This is a genomic window from Streptomyces sp. MA5143a (assembly GCF_900290235.1).
GTDB lineage: Bacteria > Actinomycetota > Actinomycetes > Streptomycetales > Streptomycetaceae > Streptomyces.
Genome location: NZ_OLMK01000035.1, coordinates 1 through 20301, shown reverse-complemented (window position 1 = coordinate 20301; position 20301 = coordinate 1). Strand labels below are relative to the sequence as shown.

Annotated in this window: 16 protein-coding genes; 8 read left to right on the top strand and 8 right to left on the bottom strand. The window is 71.4% G+C overall.

Features of this window, described 5'->3' with window-relative positions; genetic code table 11:
• Positions 1–25 precede the first annotated feature (25 nt).
• Positions 26–1180, bottom strand: coding sequence for a dihydrodipicolinate synthase family protein (locus SMA5143A_RS17850; RefSeq protein WP_107463913.1), 1155 nt, complete (start codon positions 1178–1180; stop codon positions 26–28).
• Positions 1177–2328, bottom strand: coding sequence for a Gfo/Idh/MocA family protein (locus tag SMA5143A_RS17845; protein WP_107463912.1), 1152 nt, complete (start codon positions 2326–2328; stop codon positions 1177–1179). Before SMA5143A_RS17845 ends, SMA5143A_RS17850 begins: the two co-directional genes overlap by 4 nt.
• 318 nt (positions 2329–2646) lie before the next feature.
• On the opposite strand from SMA5143A_RS17845, the gene SMA5143A_RS17840 reads away from it, so the two are divergent.
• From SMA5143A_RS17840 to SMA5143A_RS17805, 8 genes are all read left to right on the top strand, one after another.
• Positions 2647–3690, top strand: coding sequence for a LacI family DNA-binding transcriptional regulator (locus SMA5143A_RS17840; RefSeq protein ID WP_107463911.1), 1044 nt, complete (start codon positions 2647–2649; stop codon positions 3688–3690).
• A 226-nt stretch (positions 3691–3916) separates the two neighbouring features.
• Positions 3917–4117: a CsbD family protein gene (locus tag SMA5143A_RS17835; protein ID WP_055717489.1), complete on the top strand. Its 201-nt coding sequence runs from the start codon at positions 3917–3919 to the stop codon at positions 4115–4117.
• A gap of 183 nt (positions 4118–4300) precedes the next feature.
• Positions 4301–5290 (top strand): iron-containing redox enzyme family protein, encoded by a 990-nt coding sequence (locus tag SMA5143A_RS17830; RefSeq protein ID WP_107463910.1) that lies wholly within the window; start codon positions 4301–4303, stop codon positions 5288–5290.
• 78 nt (positions 5291–5368) lie between these two features.
• The gene (locus SMA5143A_RS17825; RefSeq protein ID WP_107463909.1) at positions 5369–6067 is read left to right on the top strand and encodes a HemK2/MTQ2 family protein methyltransferase; all 699 of its coding nucleotides are present in this window, start codon (positions 5369–5371) and stop codon (positions 6065–6067) included.
• The gene (locus SMA5143A_RS17820) at positions 6048–6323 is read left to right on the top strand and encodes a CDGSH iron-sulfur domain-containing protein (RefSeq protein WP_107463908.1); all 276 of its coding nucleotides are present in this window, start codon (positions 6048–6050) and stop codon (positions 6321–6323) included. The genes SMA5143A_RS17825 and SMA5143A_RS17820 overlap by 20 nt, the downstream gene beginning before the upstream one ends.
• Positions 6324–6353: 30 nt before the next feature.
• A complete protein-coding gene (locus SMA5143A_RS17815) occupies positions 6354–7880 on the top strand; it encodes an FAD-dependent oxidoreductase (RefSeq protein ID WP_107463907.1) in 1527 nt (508 codons plus the stop codon).
• Between the two features lie 101 nt (positions 7881–7981).
• The gene (locus SMA5143A_RS17810) at positions 7982–8788 is read left to right on the top strand and encodes a sugar phosphate isomerase/epimerase family protein (RefSeq protein ID WP_107463921.1); all 807 of its coding nucleotides are present in this window, start codon (positions 7982–7984) and stop codon (positions 8786–8788) included.
• A gap of 237 nt (positions 8789–9025) precedes the next feature.
• Entirely contained in the window at positions 9026–9970 is a 945-nt protein-coding gene (locus SMA5143A_RS17805) for an MHYT domain-containing protein (RefSeq protein WP_107463906.1), read from the top strand.
• Positions 9971–10072: 102 nt separating this feature from the next.
• Here the strand turns inward: SMA5143A_RS17805 and SMA5143A_RS17800 are convergent, their stop codons facing one another.
• From SMA5143A_RS17800 to SMA5143A_RS17775, 6 genes are all read right to left on the bottom strand, one after another.
• Entirely contained in the window at positions 10073–10813 is a 741-nt protein-coding gene (locus SMA5143A_RS17800; protein WP_107463905.1) for a peptidase E, read from the bottom strand.
• A 57-nt stretch (positions 10814–10870) separates the two neighbouring features.
• Complete coding sequence (gene aroA / locus SMA5143A_RS17795; protein WP_107463904.1) at positions 10871–12148, bottom strand: 3-phosphoshikimate 1-carboxyvinyltransferase; 1278 nt, start codon at positions 12146–12148, stop codon at positions 10871–10873.
• Between the two features lie 154 nt (positions 12149–12302).
• On the bottom strand, positions 12303–15500 hold the full coding sequence (locus tag SMA5143A_RS17790) for an RICIN domain-containing protein (RefSeq protein ID WP_107463903.1): 3198 nt from the start codon (positions 15498–15500) through the stop codon (positions 12303–12305).
• Between the two features lie 112 nt (positions 15501–15612).
• Entirely contained in the window at positions 15613–17448 is a 1836-nt protein-coding gene (locus SMA5143A_RS17785) for an RICIN domain-containing protein (RefSeq protein WP_107463902.1), read from the bottom strand.
• Positions 17449–17540: 92 nt separating this feature from the next.
• Positions 17541–19298, bottom strand: a complete 1758-nt coding sequence (locus SMA5143A_RS17780; RefSeq protein ID WP_107463901.1) for an amylo-alpha-1,6-glucosidase — start codon at positions 19296–19298, stop codon at positions 17541–17543.
• Positions 19299–19362: 64 nt separating this feature from the next.
• On the bottom strand, positions 19363–20205 hold the full coding sequence (locus SMA5143A_RS17775) for a carbohydrate ABC transporter permease (protein ID WP_107463900.1): 843 nt from the start codon (positions 20203–20205) through the stop codon (positions 19363–19365).
• Positions 20206–20301 lie beyond the last annotated feature (96 nt).

The following is a 20301-nucleotide window of genomic DNA, read 5'->3' as shown; positions in this document are numbered from 1 at the left end:
AAGCGTTCCAGTCCGGTGCCCGCGCTCACTGGGCCACCCCGTACACCGCCAGCAGGTTCTTCATCCGGGTCTCCGCGAGGGCCGGGTCCGGGAACAGGCCCAGTCCGTCGGCGAGTTCGTACGCCCGCGCGAAGTGCGGGAGGGAGCGGGCCGACTGGAGGCCGCCGACCATCGTGAAGTGCTCCTGGTGGCCCGACAGCCACGCCAGGAACACCACGCCCGTCTTGTAGAAGCGGGTCGGGGTCTGGAAGAGGTGGCGAGACAACTCGACGGTCGGGTCCAGGAGGTCCCGGAAGCCCTGCACGTTCCCCGTGTCGAGGACGCGGACCGCTTCCGCCGCCAGCGGGCCCAGCGGGTCGAAGATGCCGAGGAGGGCGTGGCTGAAGCCCTTCTCGTCGCCCGCGATCAGCTCGGGGTAGTTGAAGTCGTCACCCGTGTAGCAGCGGACTCCGCTCGGGAGCCTGCGGCGGATGTCGATCTCCCGCTGGGCGTCCAGGAGCGAGACCTTGATGCCGTCGACCTTGTCCGGGTGGGCGGCGATGACCTCCAGGAAGGTCTCCGTGGCCGTGTCCAGGTCGGACGAGCCCCAGTAGCCCTCCAGCGCCGGGTCGAACATGGGGCCGAGCCAGTGCAGCACGACCGGCTCGGCGGCCTGGCGCAGCAGGTGCCCGTAGACCTCCAGGTAGTCCTCCGGGCCCTTCGCGGCGGCGGCCAGCGCCCGCGAGGCCATCAGGATCGCCTGGGCGCCCGACTCCTCGACGAGCGCCAGCTGCTCCTCGTACGCCGCGCGGATCTCGTCCAGGGACGCGGGCGCGGTCAGCTGGTCGGTGCCGACGCCGCACGCGATACGGCCGCCGACGGCCTTGGCCTCCTTGGCGCTGCGGCGGATCAGTTCCGCCGCGCCCGCCCAGTCGAGGCCCATGCCGCGCTGGGCGGTGTCCATCGCCTCGGCGACACCGAGCCCGTGCGACCACAGGTGGCGGCGGAAGGCGAGGGTCGCCTCCCAGTCGACGGCCGCGGGCGAGTCCGGGGACACGTCGGCGAGGGGGTCGGCGACGACGTGCGCCGCCGAGAAGACCGTGCGGGAGGTGAAGGGGGCGCCCGTCGTCAGGGCCAGGGGTTCGGGGCGGGGGGTGTAGGTCCTGAGCCCGCCCGCGCCGTCGGGGAGTCGGATCGTCACAGCTGGATCTCCGGTACGTCGAGGCGGCGGCCCTCGGCCGAGGACTTCAGGCCCAGCTCGGCGAGCTGCACGCCGCGGGCGCCGGCCAGCAGGTCCCAGTGGTAGGGCGCGTCGGCGTACACGTGCTTGAGGAACAGCTCCCACTGCGCCTTGAAGCCGTTGTCGAACTCGGCGTTGTCGGGGATCTCCTGCCACTGGTCGCGGAAGGAGTAGGTGGCGGGGATGTCGGGGTTCCACACCGGCTTCGGGGTGGCGCTGCGGTGCTGGACGCGACAGTTGCGCAGGCCCGCGACCGCGGAGCCCTCCGTGCCGTCGACCTGGAACTCGACCAGCTCGTCGCGGTTGACGCGGACGGCCCAGGAGGAGTTGATCTGGGCGATCGCGCCGCCGTCCAGCTCGAAGATCCCGTACGCGGCGTCGTCGGCCGTGGCGTCGTACGGCTTGTCCTGCTCGTCCCAGCGCTGCGGGATGTGGGTGGCGGTGAGGGCCTGTACGGACTTCACGCGGCCGAACAGCTCGTGCAGCACGTACTCCCAGTGCGGGAACATGTCGACGACGATGCCGCCGCCGTCCTCGGCGCGGTAGTTCCAGGAGGGGCGCTGGGCCTCCTGCCAGTCGCCCTCGAAGACCCAGTAGCCGAACTCGCCTCGGATGGAGAGGATGCGGCCGAAGAAGCCGCCGTCGATGAGGCGCTTCAGCTTCAGCAGGCCGGGCAGGAACAGCTTGTCCTGGACGACGCCGTGCTTGATGCCGGCGGCGTGGGCGAGGCGGGCCAGCTCCAGGGCGCCCTCCAGGCCGGTGGCCGTGGGCTTCTCCGTGTAGATGTGCTTGCCGGCCGCGATCGCCTTCTTCAGGGCCTCCTCGCGGGCGGAGGTGACCTGGGCGTCGAAGTAGATGTCCACCGTGTCGTCGGCGAGGACCGCGTCCACGTCCGTGGACCAGTGCTCCAGGCCGTGCTGCTCGGCCATCGCCCTCAGCGCGTGCTCACGCCGGCCGACGAGGATCGGCTCGGGCCACAGGACGGTGCCGTCGCCGAGGTCGAGTCCGCCCTGTTCGCGGAGGGCGAGGAGGGAGCGGACGAGGTGCTGGCGGTACCCCATGCGCCCCGTCACGCCGTTCATGGCGATCCGTACGGTCTTGCGTGTCACGGCCGATCCCTTCGTGTTGTCTGCGTCGCTGATGTGTTCGTTGTGGTGCGTACGCGTCCGGCGCCGCGTACGCCCGGGGACCCGTGAAGAGGTGAGCGTGACAGCAAGCGCTTTCTATCTAGTGAGAAGCTAGCCTCTGAGCAGCGGTCCGGACAAGACCGTAGGGGGTCGGAGTTGTTCGAGGGGGCGAACGGTGATCGCGGTCGTATGGTTCCCCGGACGAGCCGCGCTGCCCTGTCCAGGGGTCGTCCGACCCACCGGACTAGCCGCACGGCTCACGACGACCCGAACGAGACGCTCACCGGAGGCGAGTAAACGATGACAGTGACCCTGGCGGACGTGGCGGCCCGTGCGCAGGTGTCGCCCGCGACCGTCTCCCGGGTGCTCAACGGGAACTACCCGGTGGCCGCGTCCACGCGGGAACGGGTGCTCAAGGCCGTCGACGAGCTTGACTACGTCCTGAACGGGCCCGCCAGCGCCCTTGCCGCCGCCACCTCCGACCTCGTCGGCATCCTGGTGAACGACATCGCCGACCCCTTCTTCGGGATCATGGCGAGCGCCATCCAGAACGAGATCGGCGGGCCGGGCGGGCGCGCGGGCGGGGAGCGGCTGGCCGTGGTGTGCAACACGGGCGGCTCCCCGGAGCGCGAGCTGACGTATCTCACGCTGTTGCAGCGGCAGCGGGCCGCGGCCGTGGTGCTGACCGGTGGGGCCATCGAGGACCCGGCGCATCTCACCGCCGTGGGCAACAAGCTGCGGAAGCTGGCGGAGGCCGGGACACGGGTCGTGCTGTGCGGGCGGCCGCCCACGCCCGAGGCCATCGCGATCACCTTCGACAACCGGGGCGGCGGACAGCTGCTCACCGAGCATCTGATCGGGCTGGGGCACCGGAGGCTCGGGTACATCGCCGGGCCCGAGGAACGGACCACGACCCGGCACCGGCTGGAGGGGCATCGGGCCGCGCTGGCCGGGGCCGGTATCGAGGACGACCCCGCACGGACCGTCTACGGACGGTACGACCGGCTCTCCGGGTACGAGGCGACGCTGGAACTGCTGCGGCGCGACCCGACGCTGACGGCGGTCGTCGCCGCGAACGACACGGTCGCGCTCGGCGCGTGCGCGGCGCTGCGCGACTCCGGCCTGCGCATCCCGGACGACGTCTCGGTAGCCGGGTTCGACGACCTGCCGTTCAGCATCGACGCGGTGCCCGCGCTGACGACCGTACGGCTGCCGCTGGCGGAGGCCGGGGCACGTGCGGGACGGATCGCGATGGGCCGCGAGGAGGCGCCGCACGGGGGGATCGCGACGGTACGGGGGGAGCTGATGGTCCGGGGCTCGACGGGGTCACCGCGCGCGGAGTGAGCCGGACGCCGGGCGGGGCGCCGCCGACTTTCCAGCAACGCCCCTTGCGGGCAGGTGAGTTGGCGGGAGGCGGCGGGCGGTCGCGGCGGTCGTCCGGGCCGGTGGCGCACTCCGGTGACCGGCGATCCATCCAACTCGTCACGGACAGTGACGCTTCAGCGCGCGACAGTGACGAGTCCGGCTTACGTTGAGGTGGAAAGCTTCACCCCACTCAGGAGGAAACACCATGGTCGCCAAGGACAAGGGCAACATGGACAAGATCAAGGGCAAGGCCAAGGAGATGACCGGCAAGGTCACCGGCGACCGCGAGCAGCAGGTCGAGGGCAAGATGCAGCAGGCCCGCGGCGAGGCGAAGAAGCTCAAGGGCAAGGCCCAGGAGCGCGTCCAGGGCACGCGTCGCACGGCCCCCAAGGACGAGCGCGTCTGAACGGCGCCGACCGCGCGCGCTCGGCACACGCCGAGCTGAGCCGGTGAAAGGGGCCCCGCAGCCGCGGGGCCCCTTTCCTGTGCGCCGGGGCGGGAGGCACGGAGCCCGGCCTCGTACGGGGGGTGCCGTGTGGGGGTCCGATCTTCGGGGGACTAATGACGTGTCGCGGGGTACTCGGCGCGCATGGATGTCCGGTCGGAGGAACCGTCGCTGCCCGAGGGGAGGGGCGGGATCTCGGGTGCCCTCGTGGAGTGCCTGCGCGGGGGCGGGCCGCCGCCCGACGGGCGGGAGGTCGCGGGGGCCGACCCGTTCGGCGAGGATGTGCAGCTCGCGCTGTACCTCTGCTACGAGCTGCACTACCGCGGCTTCGCGGGCGTCGCCGACGACCGCGAGTGGGACCCGGAGCTGTTGCGGTTCCGGGCCTCGCTGGAGCGGCCGTTCCTGGAGGCCCTGCGGGCCGTCGCGACCCGGCACGAGCGCGCCGACGAGGCGCTGGACGAACTGCTCGTGGAGCCCGTCGACGGCACCGGCGTCAGCCGGTTCCTCGCGGACGAGGGCGAGCTGTGGCAGCTGCGGGAGTACGCCGCCCAGCGCTCCCTCTACCACCTGAAGGAGGCCGACCCGCACGCCTGGGTGCTGCCCCGGCTGTGGGGGCGGGCGAAGGCCGGGATGGCCGCCGTGGAGTTCGACGAGTTCGGCGGCGGCCGGGCCGACCGGGTCCACGCCCGTCTCTTCGCCGACCTGATGACGGACCTGGGGCTCGACCCGGCCTACGGCCGCTACGTGGACGTGGCCCGCGCCGAGACCCTCGCCCTCGTGAACCTGATGTCCCTCTTCGGCCTGCACCGGTCCCTGCGCGGCGCCCTCGTCGGCCACTTCGCGACCGTCGAGATCACCTCCTCCCCCGCCTCCCGGCGGCTCGCCAAGGCGATGCGGCGGACGGGGGCCGGGGCCGCCGCCGAGCACTTCTACACCGAGCACGTCGAGGCCGACGCCGTCCACGAGCAGGTCGTACGGCACGAGGTCGTCGCCGGGCTGCTCGCGCAGGAGCCGCACCTGGACGCCGACGTGGCGTTCGGCGTGGACGCCACGAACCATCTGGAGGACGTTCTCGCCGACCGCTTCCTCGACGCCTGGCGGGCCGGCCGGTCCTCGCTGCGGGTGCCCGTCTGACCCCGCCCCCGCACGGCAGCCGATCGGCACCGCTCGACCGGCCCCCGCCCCTCTCCCCCACCCCGGAGGCCGAGCACCGTGAACCCCCTCTCACCACCCCTCGCCCTGCCCGGGGTCTACGCCCCGCAGGACGACACCGAGCTGCTGGTGCACGCCCTGGGGCAGGAGTCGCTCGCGCCGCGGGCCCGGGTCCTCGACGTCGGTACCGGCACGGGCGCCGTGGCGCTGGCCGCGGCCCGGCGGGGAGCTCGGGTGACCGCCGTGGACATCTCGTGGCGTGCGGTGATCAACGCCAAGGTCAACGCCGTGCTGACCGGGCTGTCGCTGCGTGTCGTGCGGGGGAATCTGCTGGGCCCGGTGTCGGGCCGGTCCTTCGACCTGATCCTGTCGAACCCGCCGTACGTACCGGGGCCGGAACCGGAGCCCGGCGACGGCGGCACCGGGCGGGCGGAGGCCGTACGGGGCGCCGCGCGGGCCTGGGACGCCGGGTGGGACGGGCGGCTCGCCCTGGACCGGATCTGCCGGGACGCGCCCGCGCTGCTCGCGCCCGGCGGGGTGCTGCTGCTCGTGCAGTCGACGCTGAGCGACGCGGAGCGGACGCTCGCGCAGGTGCGGGCGGCGGGCCTCGCGGCCGGGGTCGTGGACCGCCGGTACGTCGCCTTCGGGCCCGTGCTGCGGTCGCGGAGCACCTGGTTGCGCGACCGGGGGCTGCTGGGGGACGAGGGGGACGACGAGAAGGAAGAGCTGGTGGTCATCCGTGCCGAACGACCCTGCTGAGCGCCGTCGCATCACCGTCCAGCGCCCCGGACCGCTGCTGGTCGAGGGCCCCGTCGAGGTCACCACGGAGGACGGGACGACCGTGTCCTCGGACCGCTTCCGCGTGGCCCTGTGCACCTGCCGCCGCAGCCGGATCCACCCCTGGTGCGACACCAGCCACCGGCAGCGCACCGGGGGCGGCACCGACACCGACCGCCGGCGGCGCACCCCCGACAGCGCACCCGACAGCACCCCCGACAGCCCCGCCCCTCGCTGAGCCTTCCGTACCGAAGGGAACCCGGCCGCCATGCACACCTACACGGGCAAGCAGCAGTCGTACTGGATCGACACCGCGCCCGAGGCGAGCCCGCACCCGGCGCTCGACGGGGACCTCGTCGTCGACGTCGCCGTGGTGGGCGCCGGCATCGCCGGGATCAGCACGGCGTGGGAACTCGCCCGGACCGGCCGCACCGTGGCGCTGCTGGAGGCCGACCGGGTCGCCGCCGGGGTGACGGGCCACACCACGGCGAAGGTGAGCGCCCTGCACACGCTGGTCTACGACCGGCTGCGGCGCCACCGGGGCGCGGAGGCCGCGCACCTGTACGCGCGGTCGCAGACGGCGGCGATCCGGCACGCCGCCGCGGTGGTGGAGGAACTGGGCATCGCCTGCGACTGGGAGGAGACGGAGGCGTACACGTACGCCGAGGGCGAGAGCCGTGTCGACGAGCTGAGGGCCGAGGCGGAGGCGGCGCGGGAGGCCGGGCTGCCGGCGTCGTTCGTGACGGAGACGGGGCTGCCGTTCCCGGTGGCGGGGGCTGTACGGGTGGCGGAGCAGGCGCAGTTCCATCCGCGGGCGTATCTCCTCGCGCTCGTCGACGACCTCGTGCGCCGGGGTGGTGCGGTCCATGAGCGGACGCGGGTGACCCGGCTCAAGGAGGGCTCGCCGTGCCGGCTGACGACGGAGGCGGGGTTCACGGTGACCGCCGGGGACGTCGTGGTCGCCACGCACTACCCGGTGTTCGACCGGGCGCTGCTGTTCACCCGGCTCTCCCCGCGCCGCGAACTGGTCCTGACCGCGCCGATCCCGGCGGACGCCGACCCGCACGGCATGTACATCACGCAGGAGCAGCGCACCCGGTCCGCGCGCACCGCCCCGTACGGGGACGGGCGGCGGCTGCTGATCGTCACCGGGGAGCACTTCACGCCGGGCACCGGCAACGTGGAGGAACGGTTCGCACTGCTCGCCGAGTGGGCCGTCGAACGGTTCGGGACGCTCGACTTCACCCACCGCTGGGCCACCCAGGACAACGACTCCACCGACTCCGTGCCGCTGGTCGGCCCCTTCCACGCGGGCAGCCGGCACACCTGGGTGGCGACCGGGTTCGGCGGCTGGGGCATGAGCACCGGCGTCATGGCCGGACGGCTCCTCACCGACCTGATCGACGGGCTGCGGACACCATGGAGCGACCTGTACGACCCGCGCCGCGTCCTCAGCGCGGTCCGGGAGGCGCCGAGCTTCCTCAAGCACCAGGCGCGGGTCGCCCGGCACTTCGTCGGCGACCGGCTCTCCCCGGCCTCCGACACCTCCTTCGACGCGATCGCGCCGGGCGACGGGGCGATCGTCCGGGTGGGCGGCCACCACTGCGCGATCCACCGCGACGACGACGGCGTCCTGCACACCCTGTCCGCCCGCTGCACCCACCTGGGCTGCCTCGTCGCCTTCAACCGCGCCGAACGCGCCTGGGAGTGTCCCTGCCACGGCTCCCGCTTCGACCCGGACGGCCGCGTCCTCCAGGGTCCGGCGACGAAGCCGCTGGAACAGCGGGACAGCTGAGGAGCGCCGTGTTCCCGCCGGGGACGACCCGCGTGACACCCCCGGGCGTGGGCAACCGGGAGGACGTACCGATCGACGAGCGACGAGTAGGGTCCGACGACATGAAGCTTGCGTTTTCCACTCTTGGCGTGCCCGGTGTTCCCGTGTCCGAGGTCGTGCGGCTCGCCGCCGGGCACGGCTACCACGGGGTCGAGCTGCGCGCCCATCCCGAGGAGCCGGTGCATCCGGGGATCGGGAGCGCCGAACGGGACCGGGTGGCCGCCGGGTTCAAGGCGGCCGGCGTGGAGATCCTGGGGATCGCCGGGTACGTGAAGGTCGCGGCGCCGGGGGACGACGGGCCCGTGCTCGACGAGATCCGGGACCTGCTCGACCTGGCGCGGGACCTGGGCGCGCCCTTCGTCCGGGTCTTCCCCGGCGCCGACCCGGACGGCGGGCAGAGCACGGAGGAGGCCGACGCGGTCGCGGCCCGTCGGCTCGGCGCGGCGGCGGAGGACGCGGCCGACCGCGGGGTGCGTGTCCTGCTGGAGACCCACGACTCGCACCGCACCGGCGCCGACGCCATCCGCGTCCTCGGCCCCGTCGGCCACCGCAACGTCGGCGCGCTGTGGGACGTCATGCACACCTGGCTGGGCGGCGAGCAGCCCGCCGAGTCGTACGCCGCCCTCTCCCCCTTCCTCGGCTACGTCCAGGTCAAGGACATCGCCTCGGCCGACGACACCACCCCGCTGCCGCTCGGCGCGGGCGCCCTCCCGCTCGGCGAGTGCCTGGAGGTGCTCACCCGCAAGGAGTGGGACGGCTGGCTGTGCTGGGAGTACGAGAAGCGGTGGTACGAGACCGCCGCGCCGCTGCCGGAGCTGCTGGCGGCGGGGAGGGAGCACCTCACGCGGCTGCTCAACGAGGCGGCCTAGGGTCTCGCGCGCGGGAAAGGCCGCGACGGAACGTAAAACACTGGCCTGAGCTTGAAGTATCAAGGTTCGCCGGGATTTTGACCGCGAATCAACACCGAGCCAGACAAAGTCGATCACCCGGCGACCCGATACCGCCAGTAACTCATGGAAAACGGAGCGCCTCGGCCTTTCCTTAACGCACACTTACCTCCCGCACTCAGCCGCCTCAACTGGCCAATCACCGGGGGGATTTGGCATATGCAAGGCACGGTCGACGGATTCAGCTACGGCGCGGTCACTCCGGTGGCCGCCTACATCATGGCGTGCCTCGGCGCGGCGCTGGGACTGCGCTGCGTCGTCAGGTCCGTCTACAACGAACGCTCCTGGAAGCCCGGTTGGCTGGCCCTCGGCGCGGCCTCGATCGGCTGCGGCATCTGGACGATGCACTTCATCGCGATGATCGGCTTCCGGGTCAAGGAGAGCCGGATCCACTACGACGTCACCCTGACCGTCCTGAGCCTCGCCGTGGCGATCGTCGTCGTCGGCATCGGCGTCTTCGCCGTCGGCTACCGGGGCGTCAGCACCGCCACCCTGTGCACGGCGGGCGGCGTCACCGGGCTCGGCGTCGCCGCCATGCACTACCTGGGCATGGCCGCCATCCAGCTCAACGGCTACATCGAGTACGACATCGCCGTCGTCGCCCTGTCGGTGCTCATCGCCATCGTCGCCGCGACCGCCGCGCTCTGGGCGGCCGTGTCCATCAGCGGCTTCCTCACCAGCCTCGGCGCGAGCCTGGTCATGGGGGTCGCGGTGTCCGGCATGCACTACACGGGCATGGCGGCCGTGGGCGTCCATCTGCACGACAGGGCCGGTGGTCCGCTGACCGGGGAGTCACCGACGTCGATGCTCCTGCCGATGCTGATCGGTCCGGTCATCTTCCTGGTCCTGGCCGGCGTGGTCATCATGTTCGACCCGCTGCTGGTGCTGGGCGACGGGGAGTGGAACAAGGGACGCGCGACGGCGACCCGCCCGACCCGCGAACGGGTCGCCGCGGGCGGGGGGCCGCGCGTGCCGGCGGCCTGGCGGTCCGACCGCCCCGACCGCCCGCTCCCCCACCCGGACCCCGACGCGGGGTCCCTGTTCGAACGCCCGGCACGGCGGGAGCCAGGGGGAACGGCGGGGCCCCGGGTCCAGGAGTGGTGAGTCGGGGCGGGGCCGCAGGCCCCTGCTTTTCAGGGGCGCGGGGAACTGCGCGAGAAACCACGACGAACCCGCAGCCGCCAACGAACCCGCACCCCCGAGCTACTAGGCGCCCGGTTCCGGCAACAGCCGCGGCTCGACCCGATCCTCCACCACCTCGTCCCCCTCCCGCCGCACGATGTACGCCCCCTTCGCCGGCACCTCGGAGACCACCTCCGTCAGCTTCGTGCCGTGGTACACGAGGCCCACCCCGTCGTCGGTGCAGTGCGTCTCCGGCAACGTGCCGTCCGCGACGAGGCCGTGGACGAGGGGGCGACGGCCGGCGTCACTGTCGTAGTGGACGCCGTTGCCGTACGGCAGGTACGCCAACGCGTCGGTGACGGGCCGCAGTCGGGGCCCGAAGGAGTCGGTCGTACCGCCCTGGAACCAGCAGATGGAGCCCGCGCTCACCCCGCTGAGGACGACCCCCGCCTCCCAGGCCCGCCGGAACACCGAGTCGAGGCCGTGGACCCGCCACACGGCGAGCAGGTTGGCCACCGAGCCGCCCATGACCCAGACGACGTCCTGGTCGAGGACCGCGCCCTCGACGTCCTCGATGTTGGGCATCGGGAACAGCTGGAGCGGGGTGAGGTCGAAGCCCGCCACCCGCGCCGCCTCGCCCATGCGCGCCGTCATGTGCTCGGCGTCGCCGATGGCCGTACCGACGTACATGACCTTCGGTCGACGGCCGTTCACGCCCGACAACTCCACCGCGTGGTGCACGAGGGAGTGGAAACCGACCCAGATGCGGTCCCCCCTGCGGTGGCCGCCCGAGGTGGCGACGATGGTGGGCTCGGTGGCAGTCATGGCCGGGAGAGTAGCAAGGCGGGACGGCCTTTCAGCCCTCCACTGCTGTACGGGCGTTCAGTTGGCCGACGGGCCGCCGGACATTCCCCGCCGAAGCTCCGCGAACACCGCCCCGAACTCCGTGTGGAAGTCCGGGAACGTCTTCCGCACACAGCCCGGGTCGTCGAAGGTGATGCCGGGCACCCGCAGCGCCGTCACCGCGAAGGACATGACGATGCGGTGGTCGCCGTACGTCCGGATGTCGGCGCCGGCCGTGGGCGCCCCCGGGCTGATCTCGATCCAGTCGGGCCCGGTGGCGACCTCCACGCCGAGCCGCCGGAGGTTCTCCGCGCAGGCGTCCAGCCGGTCGCACTCCTTGACCCGGGTGTTGGCGACGTCCTCGATGCGGACCGGCCCGGAGGCGAACGGGGCGATCGCGGCGAGGGTCGGCATGGTGTCGGAGATGTCCCGCATGTTGACGGTGAGGCCGCGCAGTTCGCCGGTACCGGTCACGGTCGTCCGGTCGGCCCGTACGTCGACCCGGGCGCCCATCCGCCGCAGGACGTCCACGAAGCGCAGGTCGCCCTGGAGGGCGCCGGTGCCGAGGCCGGGGACGGTCACCTCGGTGCCGGTGAGCGCGGCCGCGGCGAAGAAGTAGCTCGCGGTGGAGGCGTCCGGCTCGACGGCGTAGGTCGTCGCGCGGTAGCCGCCGGGCGCCACCGCGTACGTGACGGCGGTGCCGTCGTCCTCGCGGCGGACGTCCGCGCCGAACGCCCGCATCATCGCCGTGGTGATCTCGACGTACGGCTCCGACACCAGGTCGGTCACCTTGATCCGGAGGCCGTCGCGGGTGAGCGGGCCGAGCAGCAGCAGCGCGGTGAGGTACTGCGAGGACTGGCCGGCGTCGAGGGTGACGTCGCCGCCGGTCACGCCGTTCGCCGTGATCCGCAGCGGGTGGTGGCCCTCGGCCTCCTCGTGCACCAGGTCCACGCCGAGGTCCCGCAGGGCCCGGGTGAGGGGGGCGAGGGGGCGGCGGCGCATCTGGGCGGAGGCGTCGAAGCGGTAGGTGCCGTGGCCTGCGGCGGCCAGGGCCGGTAGGAAGCGGGCGGTGGTGGCGCCGTCCCGGCAGTAGACGTCGGCGGTCGTGACGGCGGGCCCCTGCGGGCGGCCGTCGACCTGCCAGGCGTCGGGGGTCCGGCCCACGCGGTAGCCGAGCCGGGTGAGCCCCTCGGCGAAGCCCTCCGTGTCGTCGGACCGCAGGGGGCGGCCGAGCGTGGTGACTCCGTCGGCGGCGGCCGCGAGGAAGAGGGCGCGGGCGGTGATGGACTTGGAACCGGGGATGTGCGCGAGGGCCATGGGGCCATGCTGGCCCGTCGGGCCGACCGCGCGCCGGGGCGTCCGGAACCTGGACCGGGATGCACCCCCTCGACCACGACGCACGGCGTCGGCCCGCCGGTCTGCGCCGGCGGGCCGATACCCGATCAGGTGTCGTTCGTGGCCGGGGGCCGGGTCAGTCCTTGCCGGTGAGCCTCCAGATCTGGTTCTTCTTCGTGGTCAGGGCGCTCGCCGAGTCGCACGGCCACTGGTGGATGCGGGCGCCGGGTGCGGTCGAGATCTCGCTGACATCGACGCACTTGCCGCTGTGCACGGCGACGAGCTGGTAGTCGTGGCTGTTGCCGAGCGCGGTCACCGGCCTGAGCGTGAAGCGCTGGTTGGTTCCGTTGAGGCAGGTCCACTGCTGGACGGCGGCGCCGTCGGCCGTGGAGAGCTGGCTGACGTCCAGGCACTTGCCGCTGTAGTGGTTGACGAGGGTGTAGGTGTCGCTCGTACCGGCGACCGGGTGGAAGTCGAAGATCTGCTCCTGCCCGCCCCCGCAGGTGTTCTGCTTGTACTGGGTTCCGTTGGCGGTGGACTGGCCGGGGTCTTCCATGCAGAGCCCGCTGTGCTGGGCCACGGCCGTGGAGGAGAAGCCGGCCGCGGCGCCGATGTGCAGGCTCGCGGGGGCGAAGGAGACCTGGTCGAGGTGGGGCGCGGAGCTGGAGCGCATGGGCTGTCCGATGTCGCTGCCGCCGCCGGAGTAGACCTTGCCGATGGTGGTGCCGTCCCAGTTGTAGAGCTGCGAGGCGGTGAACTTGACGGTGTTGGCGCCCTTGGTGAGGGTGACGGGGACGGTGTAGTTCTGGAACTGGTTCCAGTGCAGGGTGCTGGCGAAGTTGACGCGGGTGGCGTTGCCGCCGTTGACGCTGACGTCGGCGTGCTCGGCGTACAGGTCGGGGTTGTAGTGGTTGGAGGGCAGTTCCTCTGCGTTGGCGAAGCGCATGGTCATGGCGTAGGTGCCGGCCGTGGGCGCGTTGACGTTGAGGGTGAGGGAGTTGGCGGTTCCGTCGCCGATGCCCTTGACGACGCCGCCCTTGGCCTGGCTGTAGGTGTTGTCCACGGCAGCGGTGCCGGTGAGGGTGCCGTTCTCGGCCTGGTACGTCACGACGTTGTCGGTGGTCACGGCGGAGGTGGCGCCGAACGGGGTGACGGCCAGGTCGTCCAGGGCGAGGGTGCCGCCGGCGCCGGTCACCTTGACCTTGTTGATGCCGCCGTTCAGGTACACCCGGTTGGTGGAGGTGTACCAGGCGCCGGTCGTCGCGCCGGAGAGTGTCTGGTCGTTGACGGTCTTGCCGTTGACGGTCAGGTCGGCCTGGCCGGTGTTGCGGAAGCGGGCGGTCAGGTCGGCGTAGCCGTCCCGTGCGGAGTAGACCCAGAACGTCGCGGACTTGCCGGAGGTGAGGTTGACCGCGCCCGCCCCGGACTGGCCCTGGGACGTGTAGGTGGCGGTGGCGCTGTCGGAGAGGTTCGCCTGCTCGGCCTCGTAGAGCGTGGTGCCCTGGACGGAGGCGTCCTTGTACTGGAGGTCGATCTTGTCGATGATCGCGTCGCCGACGGTGTTCGCGCCGTTGTCGCCGGTGGTGGCCAGGGTGATGGTGTGGCTGCCCGCGGTGAGGTGCACGGTGGCGTCGTCGTGTCCCCACACCACCCACTGGAAGCCCACCGGGATGTCGATCCTGGTGGAGGCACCGCCGTCGACCCTCGCGTAGATGTTCGTCGGGCCCTTGACGTCGGGGTCCTTGGTGTAGCTGTTGCCGAACACCGAGAGGTTGTAGTCGCCGGTGGTGGGGACGGAGACGTTGAAGGAGATCACCGTGGTCGAGCCGGTGCGCAGGCCCCCGACGTCCTTGGTGCCGGAGGTGGCGAACTTGCTGACGTTGCCGGTGGTGCCCTCGGTGTTGATGTTGTAGCCGCTGCCGCTGAGCGTGGCGTTCTCGGCCTCGTACGTGCCCGTCCACGTGCTGTCGGAGGCGGTGGCGCTGCCGGTGCCGCCGGGGGAGACGATCACCTGGTACGCGGACATACGGTCAAGGTCGATGGGGACGGTGATCGAGCCGTCGGAGCCCACGGCGACATCGGCGTCGGAGAGCCGGGTCGGGGTGGCCGCCGCGCCGATGTAGCCGCTGTAGCGGTCCTGGAACACGCTGACGTGCACGGTGCTGCCGAAGACAGCGGGGTCGATGTTCTTGATGACCGTGTCGGAGGCACCGGCAGTGCCGCCCCCGGCGAGGATGACACGGGCCTGCTTCTTGGCCGTGTCCAGGCTCGCCAGGCCCTGAAGGGCGTACGCGGTGTTGGCCCCGCTGCTGCTGGTGACCTTGACGGTGTTGCCGCCCTTCATGGAGCTGTACCAGTTGTACAGCCACCACTGGGCGTTGGGCGTGTTCTGTGCGGCGGCGGAGTCGCCGAGGTTGCCGTTGATGTTCCAGTACGGCAGGTTGCCGTCGACCTTCTTGTCCTCGAGGCCGGCGATCCACTGGACCATCTGGCCGGGGTCGGTCAGGTGGTAGCGGTGGGCGTACTCGTTGAGGTTGACGGTGATCGGTGAGGTGATCCCGGCGGCGGTCTCCGCCGCACGGTAGCTGTCCACGGTGCTTCGGACGTCCGCCGGGCTGCCCAGGGTGTGCCAGGTCGCGACGTCGGGCAGGCAGTTGTTGGTCTTGCAGTAACTGAGGAAGCCGTTGAAGGCGAAGGAGCTGTAGCCGGCGAGGTTGGGCCCGGCCAGCCGTGCCTCGGGCCAGATGCCCTTGATGAAGTTGTAGGTCTGGCGCCACTCGGAGTTGAAGGCGGCCAGCGTCGACGAATTGCTGCGCATGCCGTTGAACCAGCCGATGTCGGGCTCGTTGTAGGGCACGAAGACGATGTGGCTGGCGTAGGGGCTGGCCATCGCCTGCTCGACCTGGGTTCTCATATACCCCTGGTACTGCGCGTAGCTGGTCCGTTCGTAGACCGTGCGGTACACGTCCGTCATGTAGATGAGGACGTCCTGGCCGCCGCTCTCGACGAAGGGCTTCGCGATCTCCAGGGCGTCCGAGCCGGGGTGCTGCTGTCCGTCCTGGTACTTGGTGTTGGTGGTCGTCAGCCCCATCCCCTCGATGAGGTTGTTCGTCGGCACGTCCGGTCCGTACAGGCCGTACAGCACCCCGGAGGCGCCGCCGCGGAAGGCTCCGGTGGTGTTGCCGAGGTCGACGGTGAGGGTGGGGTTGGCGGCGGAAGCCGGCGTCGCCGTCACGGTCGTGACACCGGCGACGAGGGCCAGCGGAAGCAGCGTCGTGGCGACGCCGCGCAGAAGGCGTCTCGCGGCCGAGCGTCTTTGCCCGATTGCTGGCATGTGCTTACGTCCCTTCAGGAATGGGGCTGTTGTTGCTGCGCCGGCCCCCGTGCCGGACGTGTGGGTGGGCTGTCGCCCGCGGCGACTGGAGCTTCCATGGGAGAAAGGCAGGTCAGCCCATGCCCTGGAGCCGCCATATCTGGTTCTTCTTGTTGACCAGCGCGCTCGCCGGGTCGCAGGTCCACTGGTGGAGCTTCGCGCCGGGCGCGGTCGAGATCTCGCTGACGTCGACGCACTTGCCGCTGTGCACGGCGACCAGCTGGTAGTCCTTGCTGTTGCCCAGCGCGGCGACGGGGTTGAGGGTGAACTGCTGGTTGGGCTGGTTGTTGCAGGTGTACTGGATGATGGCCGCGTCGTCGGCGGTGGAGCCGCCGGCGACGTCGAGGCACTTGCCGCTGAGCTCGTTGACCACGGTGTACGTGTTGGCCTTGCCGCTCACCGGCTTGAAGTCGAGCATCTGCTGGTAGCCGCCCTCGCAGTGGTACTGCTGGTACTGCGTGCCGTTGGCGGTGGACAGGTTGGTGTCGTCCAGGCACTGGCCGCTGTGCTGGACCACGGCGACCGTGGAGATCGTGACGTTCGACGGGGGCAGCAGGGTGACGGTGTAGCCGTCCTTGCTGTCCGTCCACGGCACGCTCACCGAGGCGGAGTTGCCGCTGACCGTGACGGTCTGGTCGGAGACGGTGACCGGGCCGGTCACGGCGGCGCCGCCGTTGTTGGGGATGCGCTGGACGATCGCCCGGATTTGCCCGTTCTCGACCACGCCGGTGGTGTCGAGGCGGTTGAGGTTCACGGTCACGTTCCCGGTGTTGCCGTTGCTGCCCAGCAGGATCTTGGCGTTCCGCGCGGCGTTGTCCTTGGTCGCCACTCCGTCGGTGCCGGTGCCGGGGGTGACCTTGACGACGTTGCCGGTCTGGGACCCGTAGTAGCGGTACAGGAACCACTCCCCCAGCGGCACATACTGGCTGCCCGTCTTCGTCAGCAGCCTGGCGGCGTTGTCATGCAGACCGCTCCCGGAAGCCCAGTTGGCCCGCAGCCCGTCCACCCCGGCCCGCTCGAGGCGGGAGATGTACCAGCCACCCCGGCCCGGGTTCTGCTCGCTGGAGACGGCGTACTCGTTGACCTGGTACGGGCGGGTGTTGGTCAGGCCCGCGGTGGCGAGGGTGGAGTCGGCGCGGGCGACGTCGGTGACCGGGTCGCCGGGCAGGTCGTGCCAGCTGTAGATGTCGGGGGCGACGTTGTTCGCCTTGACATAGTTCAGATATGTGGTCCACCACGTGTTGGAGGAGTTCGGCGTATGGGCGATGCTCGGGCCGACGATCAGCTGACCGGGGAAGGCCGACCGCACACGGGCGTGGAACCGCGACCACATCTGCAGGTACTGGGTCTGCGAGCGGCCCCAGAAGTTGCTGCCGTCGGGTTCGTTCCACAGATCCCACTGGACGGTCATGTTGTTGGCCTGGACGTCGCTGATGAGCCGGGTGACGAAGGCGTCGAACTGCGTCCAGTCGCCGTTGTCGCCGGGCCAGCCCTGATTGGTGAAACCGTCGGCCCCCCACAGGTCGTGGGGAAGGAGGACGAAGGTACCGCCGAGGGCGACGGTCCGCTTGTACTGGGCCAGCGTGGCGTTCCAGCGGGTCTGGTAGTCGGCGAGGCTGGTGGCGTAGCCGCCGCTGTTGAGCTGTGCGCCGCCGGCCCGCATGAACTTCCACTTGATGTCCTTGAAGAAGTGGTCCTGGGGCAGCGACCCGTTCGCGGTCATCCCGTAGATGATGCCGGAGGCCCGATAGGTGGGGGCTCCGGTGGTCGTGGAGAAGTCCACGACCACGGTGGTGTCGGCGGCGTGCGCCGGTATGCCGGGGAGGGCGACGGCGGCGACCGACACCAGCAGGGCCGCGAGCGCGGTGCGGGTTCGCGGGCGGGCTCCTGTCCGGGCGGTTCTGCTCATGGGGCCGGATCGAGGAAGGAGGCGGGGTGTGGGGTGCATGGGGTTCTCCCGGAAGGGGGTGGTGTCGCCTGAGCGGGGCGCCCAGGGGGCTTTCAGTCGCCGGTGTGCGCGGCGGGTGAGGTGTGCCGGAGTTCGTGGGCCTCGGCAAGAAGGAGGTAGCTGCTGGCGGTCCAGGTGTAGGCGCGGTCGCGCAGACCCGTGCCGGTGAGGGCGTCGAAGTTCTCGGCGAAGCCGTGCGTTTCGCACAGGGCGCGGTAGCGGGCGCTGATCTCGTCGGCGAGGAGGTGGTGGCCGGCTCGGCGCAGGCCGTCCTCGACGAGGACGGTGGCGGGGGCCCAGATCGGGCCGCGCCAGTAGCCGTCGGGGAGGTAGTGGGGTGAGGTGGGCAGTTCAGTGGCCAGCCCGTACGAGGTCAGGTGGGCCTCGATCCGGGTCGCCAGGGTTTTGCCGACGTGCTCGGGCAGGTGCTCGCCCAGGGCCATCGGCATCAGATCCAACAGACTGGAGCTGTCCCAGGTCCGCTCGCTGTCCACGCCGCGGGCCACGAACCGGTCGCCCTTCCACAGTTCGTCGAGCATCGCGGCCTGGGCCGCCTCGGCGGTGCCGGTCCAGCGCGCGGCCTCGTCGGGCAGGTCCAGCTCGGTGGCCAGGCGGGCGAGTTCGCGGAGCTGGAGGGTGAGGAAGGCGGCGAGGTCGGCGGTGACGACGACGCGTTCGGGGTCGAAGGTGGTGGCGTTGTCCCAGCCGCTGTCGTTGCCGTGCTGGTAGTGGGGCAGGGTGGCGCCGGGTGGGCGGCGGGCGGTGAGCCAGAAGTCCGTCCAGCGGGCCAGCCGCTCGTAGGCCTCGGTGAGTTGTTCGTGGGTGAGGGGTGCGGGGAGCCGTCGGCGCAGCAGGCCGAGGGTCCAGCCGTGGATGGGGGGCTTGACGAAGTTGTGCAGGACCTCGGAGTGGGTGACGGAGTCGGGCAGGGCGCCGGTCTCGTCCTGGTGGTCGAAGGGCAGGGAGAACTGGTCCCAGGCCAGGTCGGGGGCGCCGGGGGCGAGGGCGAGGGCGTTGAAGCAGTGGTCCCAGCTCCAGACCTTGTCCATCCAGTGCTTGGACATCAGCACCGCGGGCCGGGTGACCAGCCCCGCCGGGCGGACCGTCGCCGACCACAGGACGTACGCGGCGAGTTCGGCGGCCGGGGTCGCGGCCGAGCGCCAGGGTGCCACCGCGTCGACGAACGCGGCGAATGCCTGCTCGGCCCTCGCCACGACGGCGTCGAACGTCTCGCAGGACGTGTAGGGCAGGCGGGCGCTGTCCAGTTCCTCGATCGCCGCGTCCCAGACTCCGTCCGGGCCCGCGGTGACGGTGACGCCTCGTTCCCCGGCACCGAGGACCTGGCTGCCGGACACCTCGGCGACCGTGCCCGACAGCACGGTGACCCGGTAACGGCGGCCGGTCTCGTACGAGGTGAACACGTACGCTCCCTCCACCGGGTCGCGGTAGAAGTAGGTGCCTGCGAAGGGGGTCAGGGCCTGCGCCGCCGCGTCGATACGCAGGCCGAGTCCCCTACCGCGCAGGCGGACGGTGTCCGGTGAGGTGTAGGCGAGGGCGATGCGCCCCTGCTCACCGGTCCAGCTGAGCAGGCTCGGGGTGGCCTCGACGCGGGTCCCCGCGCGCTCGCCCGTCGTCGCGTCGAGGGGTGTGAACCGCAGGATCGCGTGCATGCCGTTCTGGTGCGAGACGAGGTGGAGGTCCTCGGCCCGTGTCTTCTCCGCGAGCACGGGAGAAATGCCGAACCAGGCCCCGTACGTGCTGAAGGGGATGTCGTGGAGGGAGAAGGGTGGGCCGGATCGGGTGGCGGTCATGTGGCGTGGCTCGTTTCTCGGGCAGGGCTGACCAGCGGTGGTCGTGCGGTGATGCTGGGGTGGGTCAGTCCTTGACCGCGCCGGCGGTCACGCCGGCGGCGACGTAGCGCTGCGCGAGGACGAGGATGACCGCGGCCGGCAGGGAGGCCACGACGGCGGTGGCCATGATGGCGTTCCACTCCTGGTTGTTGTTGCCGATGTAGTGGTAGATGCCGAGCGTGATCGGCTCGTGGGCGCCGCCGTTGGCGAGGGTGCTGGCGAAGACGAAGTCGGACCAGGACCACAGGAACGCGAACAGGGAGACGGTGACGACCGAGTTGCGGCTCATCGGCAGTACCACGGACCGGAAGGTGCGCAGCGGCCCGGCTCCGTCCATCTGCGCGGCCTGGAGCAGTTCGCCGGGGATGCCGGACATGAACGCCGTGAAGATCAGTACCGCGAAGGGGACGGCGAGGGTGGAGTCGGCGACGATCAGGCCGGGCACCGACTGGAGCAGGCCCAGCTGGAGGTAGATGGCGTAGAAGCCCATCGCCATGATGATGCCGGGGATCATCTGGGCCACCAGGAACAGGAAGCTGAGCAGGCCGCCGCCGCGCGGGCGGAGCTTGGCCAGCGCGTAGCCGGCGGGCGCGGCCAGTGCCACGGTCAGCACCACCGTGCCCAGACCGATGACCAGGCTGGTGCCGAGGTAGGGAAGCTGCTGGTCGAACACGGCGCGGTAACCGGCCAGGGTGCCGTGCGCCGGGAACAGGTCCGGCGGGGACTTGCGCATGTCCTGCTCAGGGGTGAGGGACACGTTGATCATCCAGTAGACCGGGAAGAGCATCACCGCCGTCAGCAGCAGGCCGATGGCCGTCTTTCCCGAGCTGCCGCGGCTCCGGTGCGGGGATGCCTGCGCGATCGTCATGACAGTGCCTGCTTTCGCTGGACCTTCAGGTAGATCAGGCCGAACACCAGGGCCGCGACGACGAGCAGGTTGCCGACGGCCGCGCCGGGCCCGAAC

What these genes read in the sequence shown, in the direction of transcription:
- SMA5143A_RS17815 (WP_107463907.1), top strand. Translation starts at nt 6,354, where the DNA reads ATGCACACCTACACGGGCAAGCAGCAGTCGTACTGGATCGACACCGCG.
- SMA5143A_RS17785 (WP_107463902.1), bottom strand. Translation starts at nt 17,448, where the DNA reads ATGAGCAGAACCGCCCGGACAGGAGCCCGCCCGCGAACCCGCACCGCG.
- SMA5143A_RS17805 (WP_107463906.1), top strand. Translation starts at nt 9,026, where the DNA reads ATGCAAGGCACGGTCGACGGATTCAGCTACGGCGCGGTCACTCCGGTG.
- SMA5143A_RS17800 (WP_107463905.1), bottom strand. Translation starts at nt 10,813, where the DNA reads ATGACTGCCACCGAGCCCACCATCGTCGCCACCTCGGGCGGCCACCGC.
- SMA5143A_RS17810 (WP_107463921.1), top strand. Translation starts at nt 7,982, where the DNA reads ATGAAGCTTGCGTTTTCCACTCTTGGCGTGCCCGGTGTTCCCGTGTCC.
- SMA5143A_RS17775 (WP_107463900.1), bottom strand. Translation starts at nt 20,205, where the DNA reads ATGACGATCGCGCAGGCATCCCCGCACCGGAGCCGCGGCAGCTCGGGA.
- aroA (WP_107463904.1), bottom strand. Translation starts at nt 12,148, where the DNA reads ATGGCCCTCGCGCACATCCCCGGTTCCAAGTCCATCACCGCCCGCGCC.
- SMA5143A_RS17830 (WP_107463910.1), top strand. Translation starts at nt 4,301, where the DNA reads ATGGATGTCCGGTCGGAGGAACCGTCGCTGCCCGAGGGGAGGGGCGGG.
- SMA5143A_RS17790 (WP_107463903.1), bottom strand. Translation starts at nt 15,500, where the DNA reads ATGCCAGCAATCGGGCAAAGACGCTCGGCCGCGAGACGCCTTCTGCGC.
- SMA5143A_RS17840 (WP_107463911.1), top strand. Translation starts at nt 2,647, where the DNA reads ATGACAGTGACCCTGGCGGACGTGGCGGCCCGTGCGCAGGTGTCGCCC.
- SMA5143A_RS17835 (WP_055717489.1), top strand. Translation starts at nt 3,917, where the DNA reads ATGGTCGCCAAGGACAAGGGCAACATGGACAAGATCAAGGGCAAGGCC.
- SMA5143A_RS17780 (WP_107463901.1), bottom strand. Translation starts at nt 19,298, where the DNA reads ATGACCGCCACCCGATCCGGCCCACCCTTCTCCCTCCACGACATCCCC.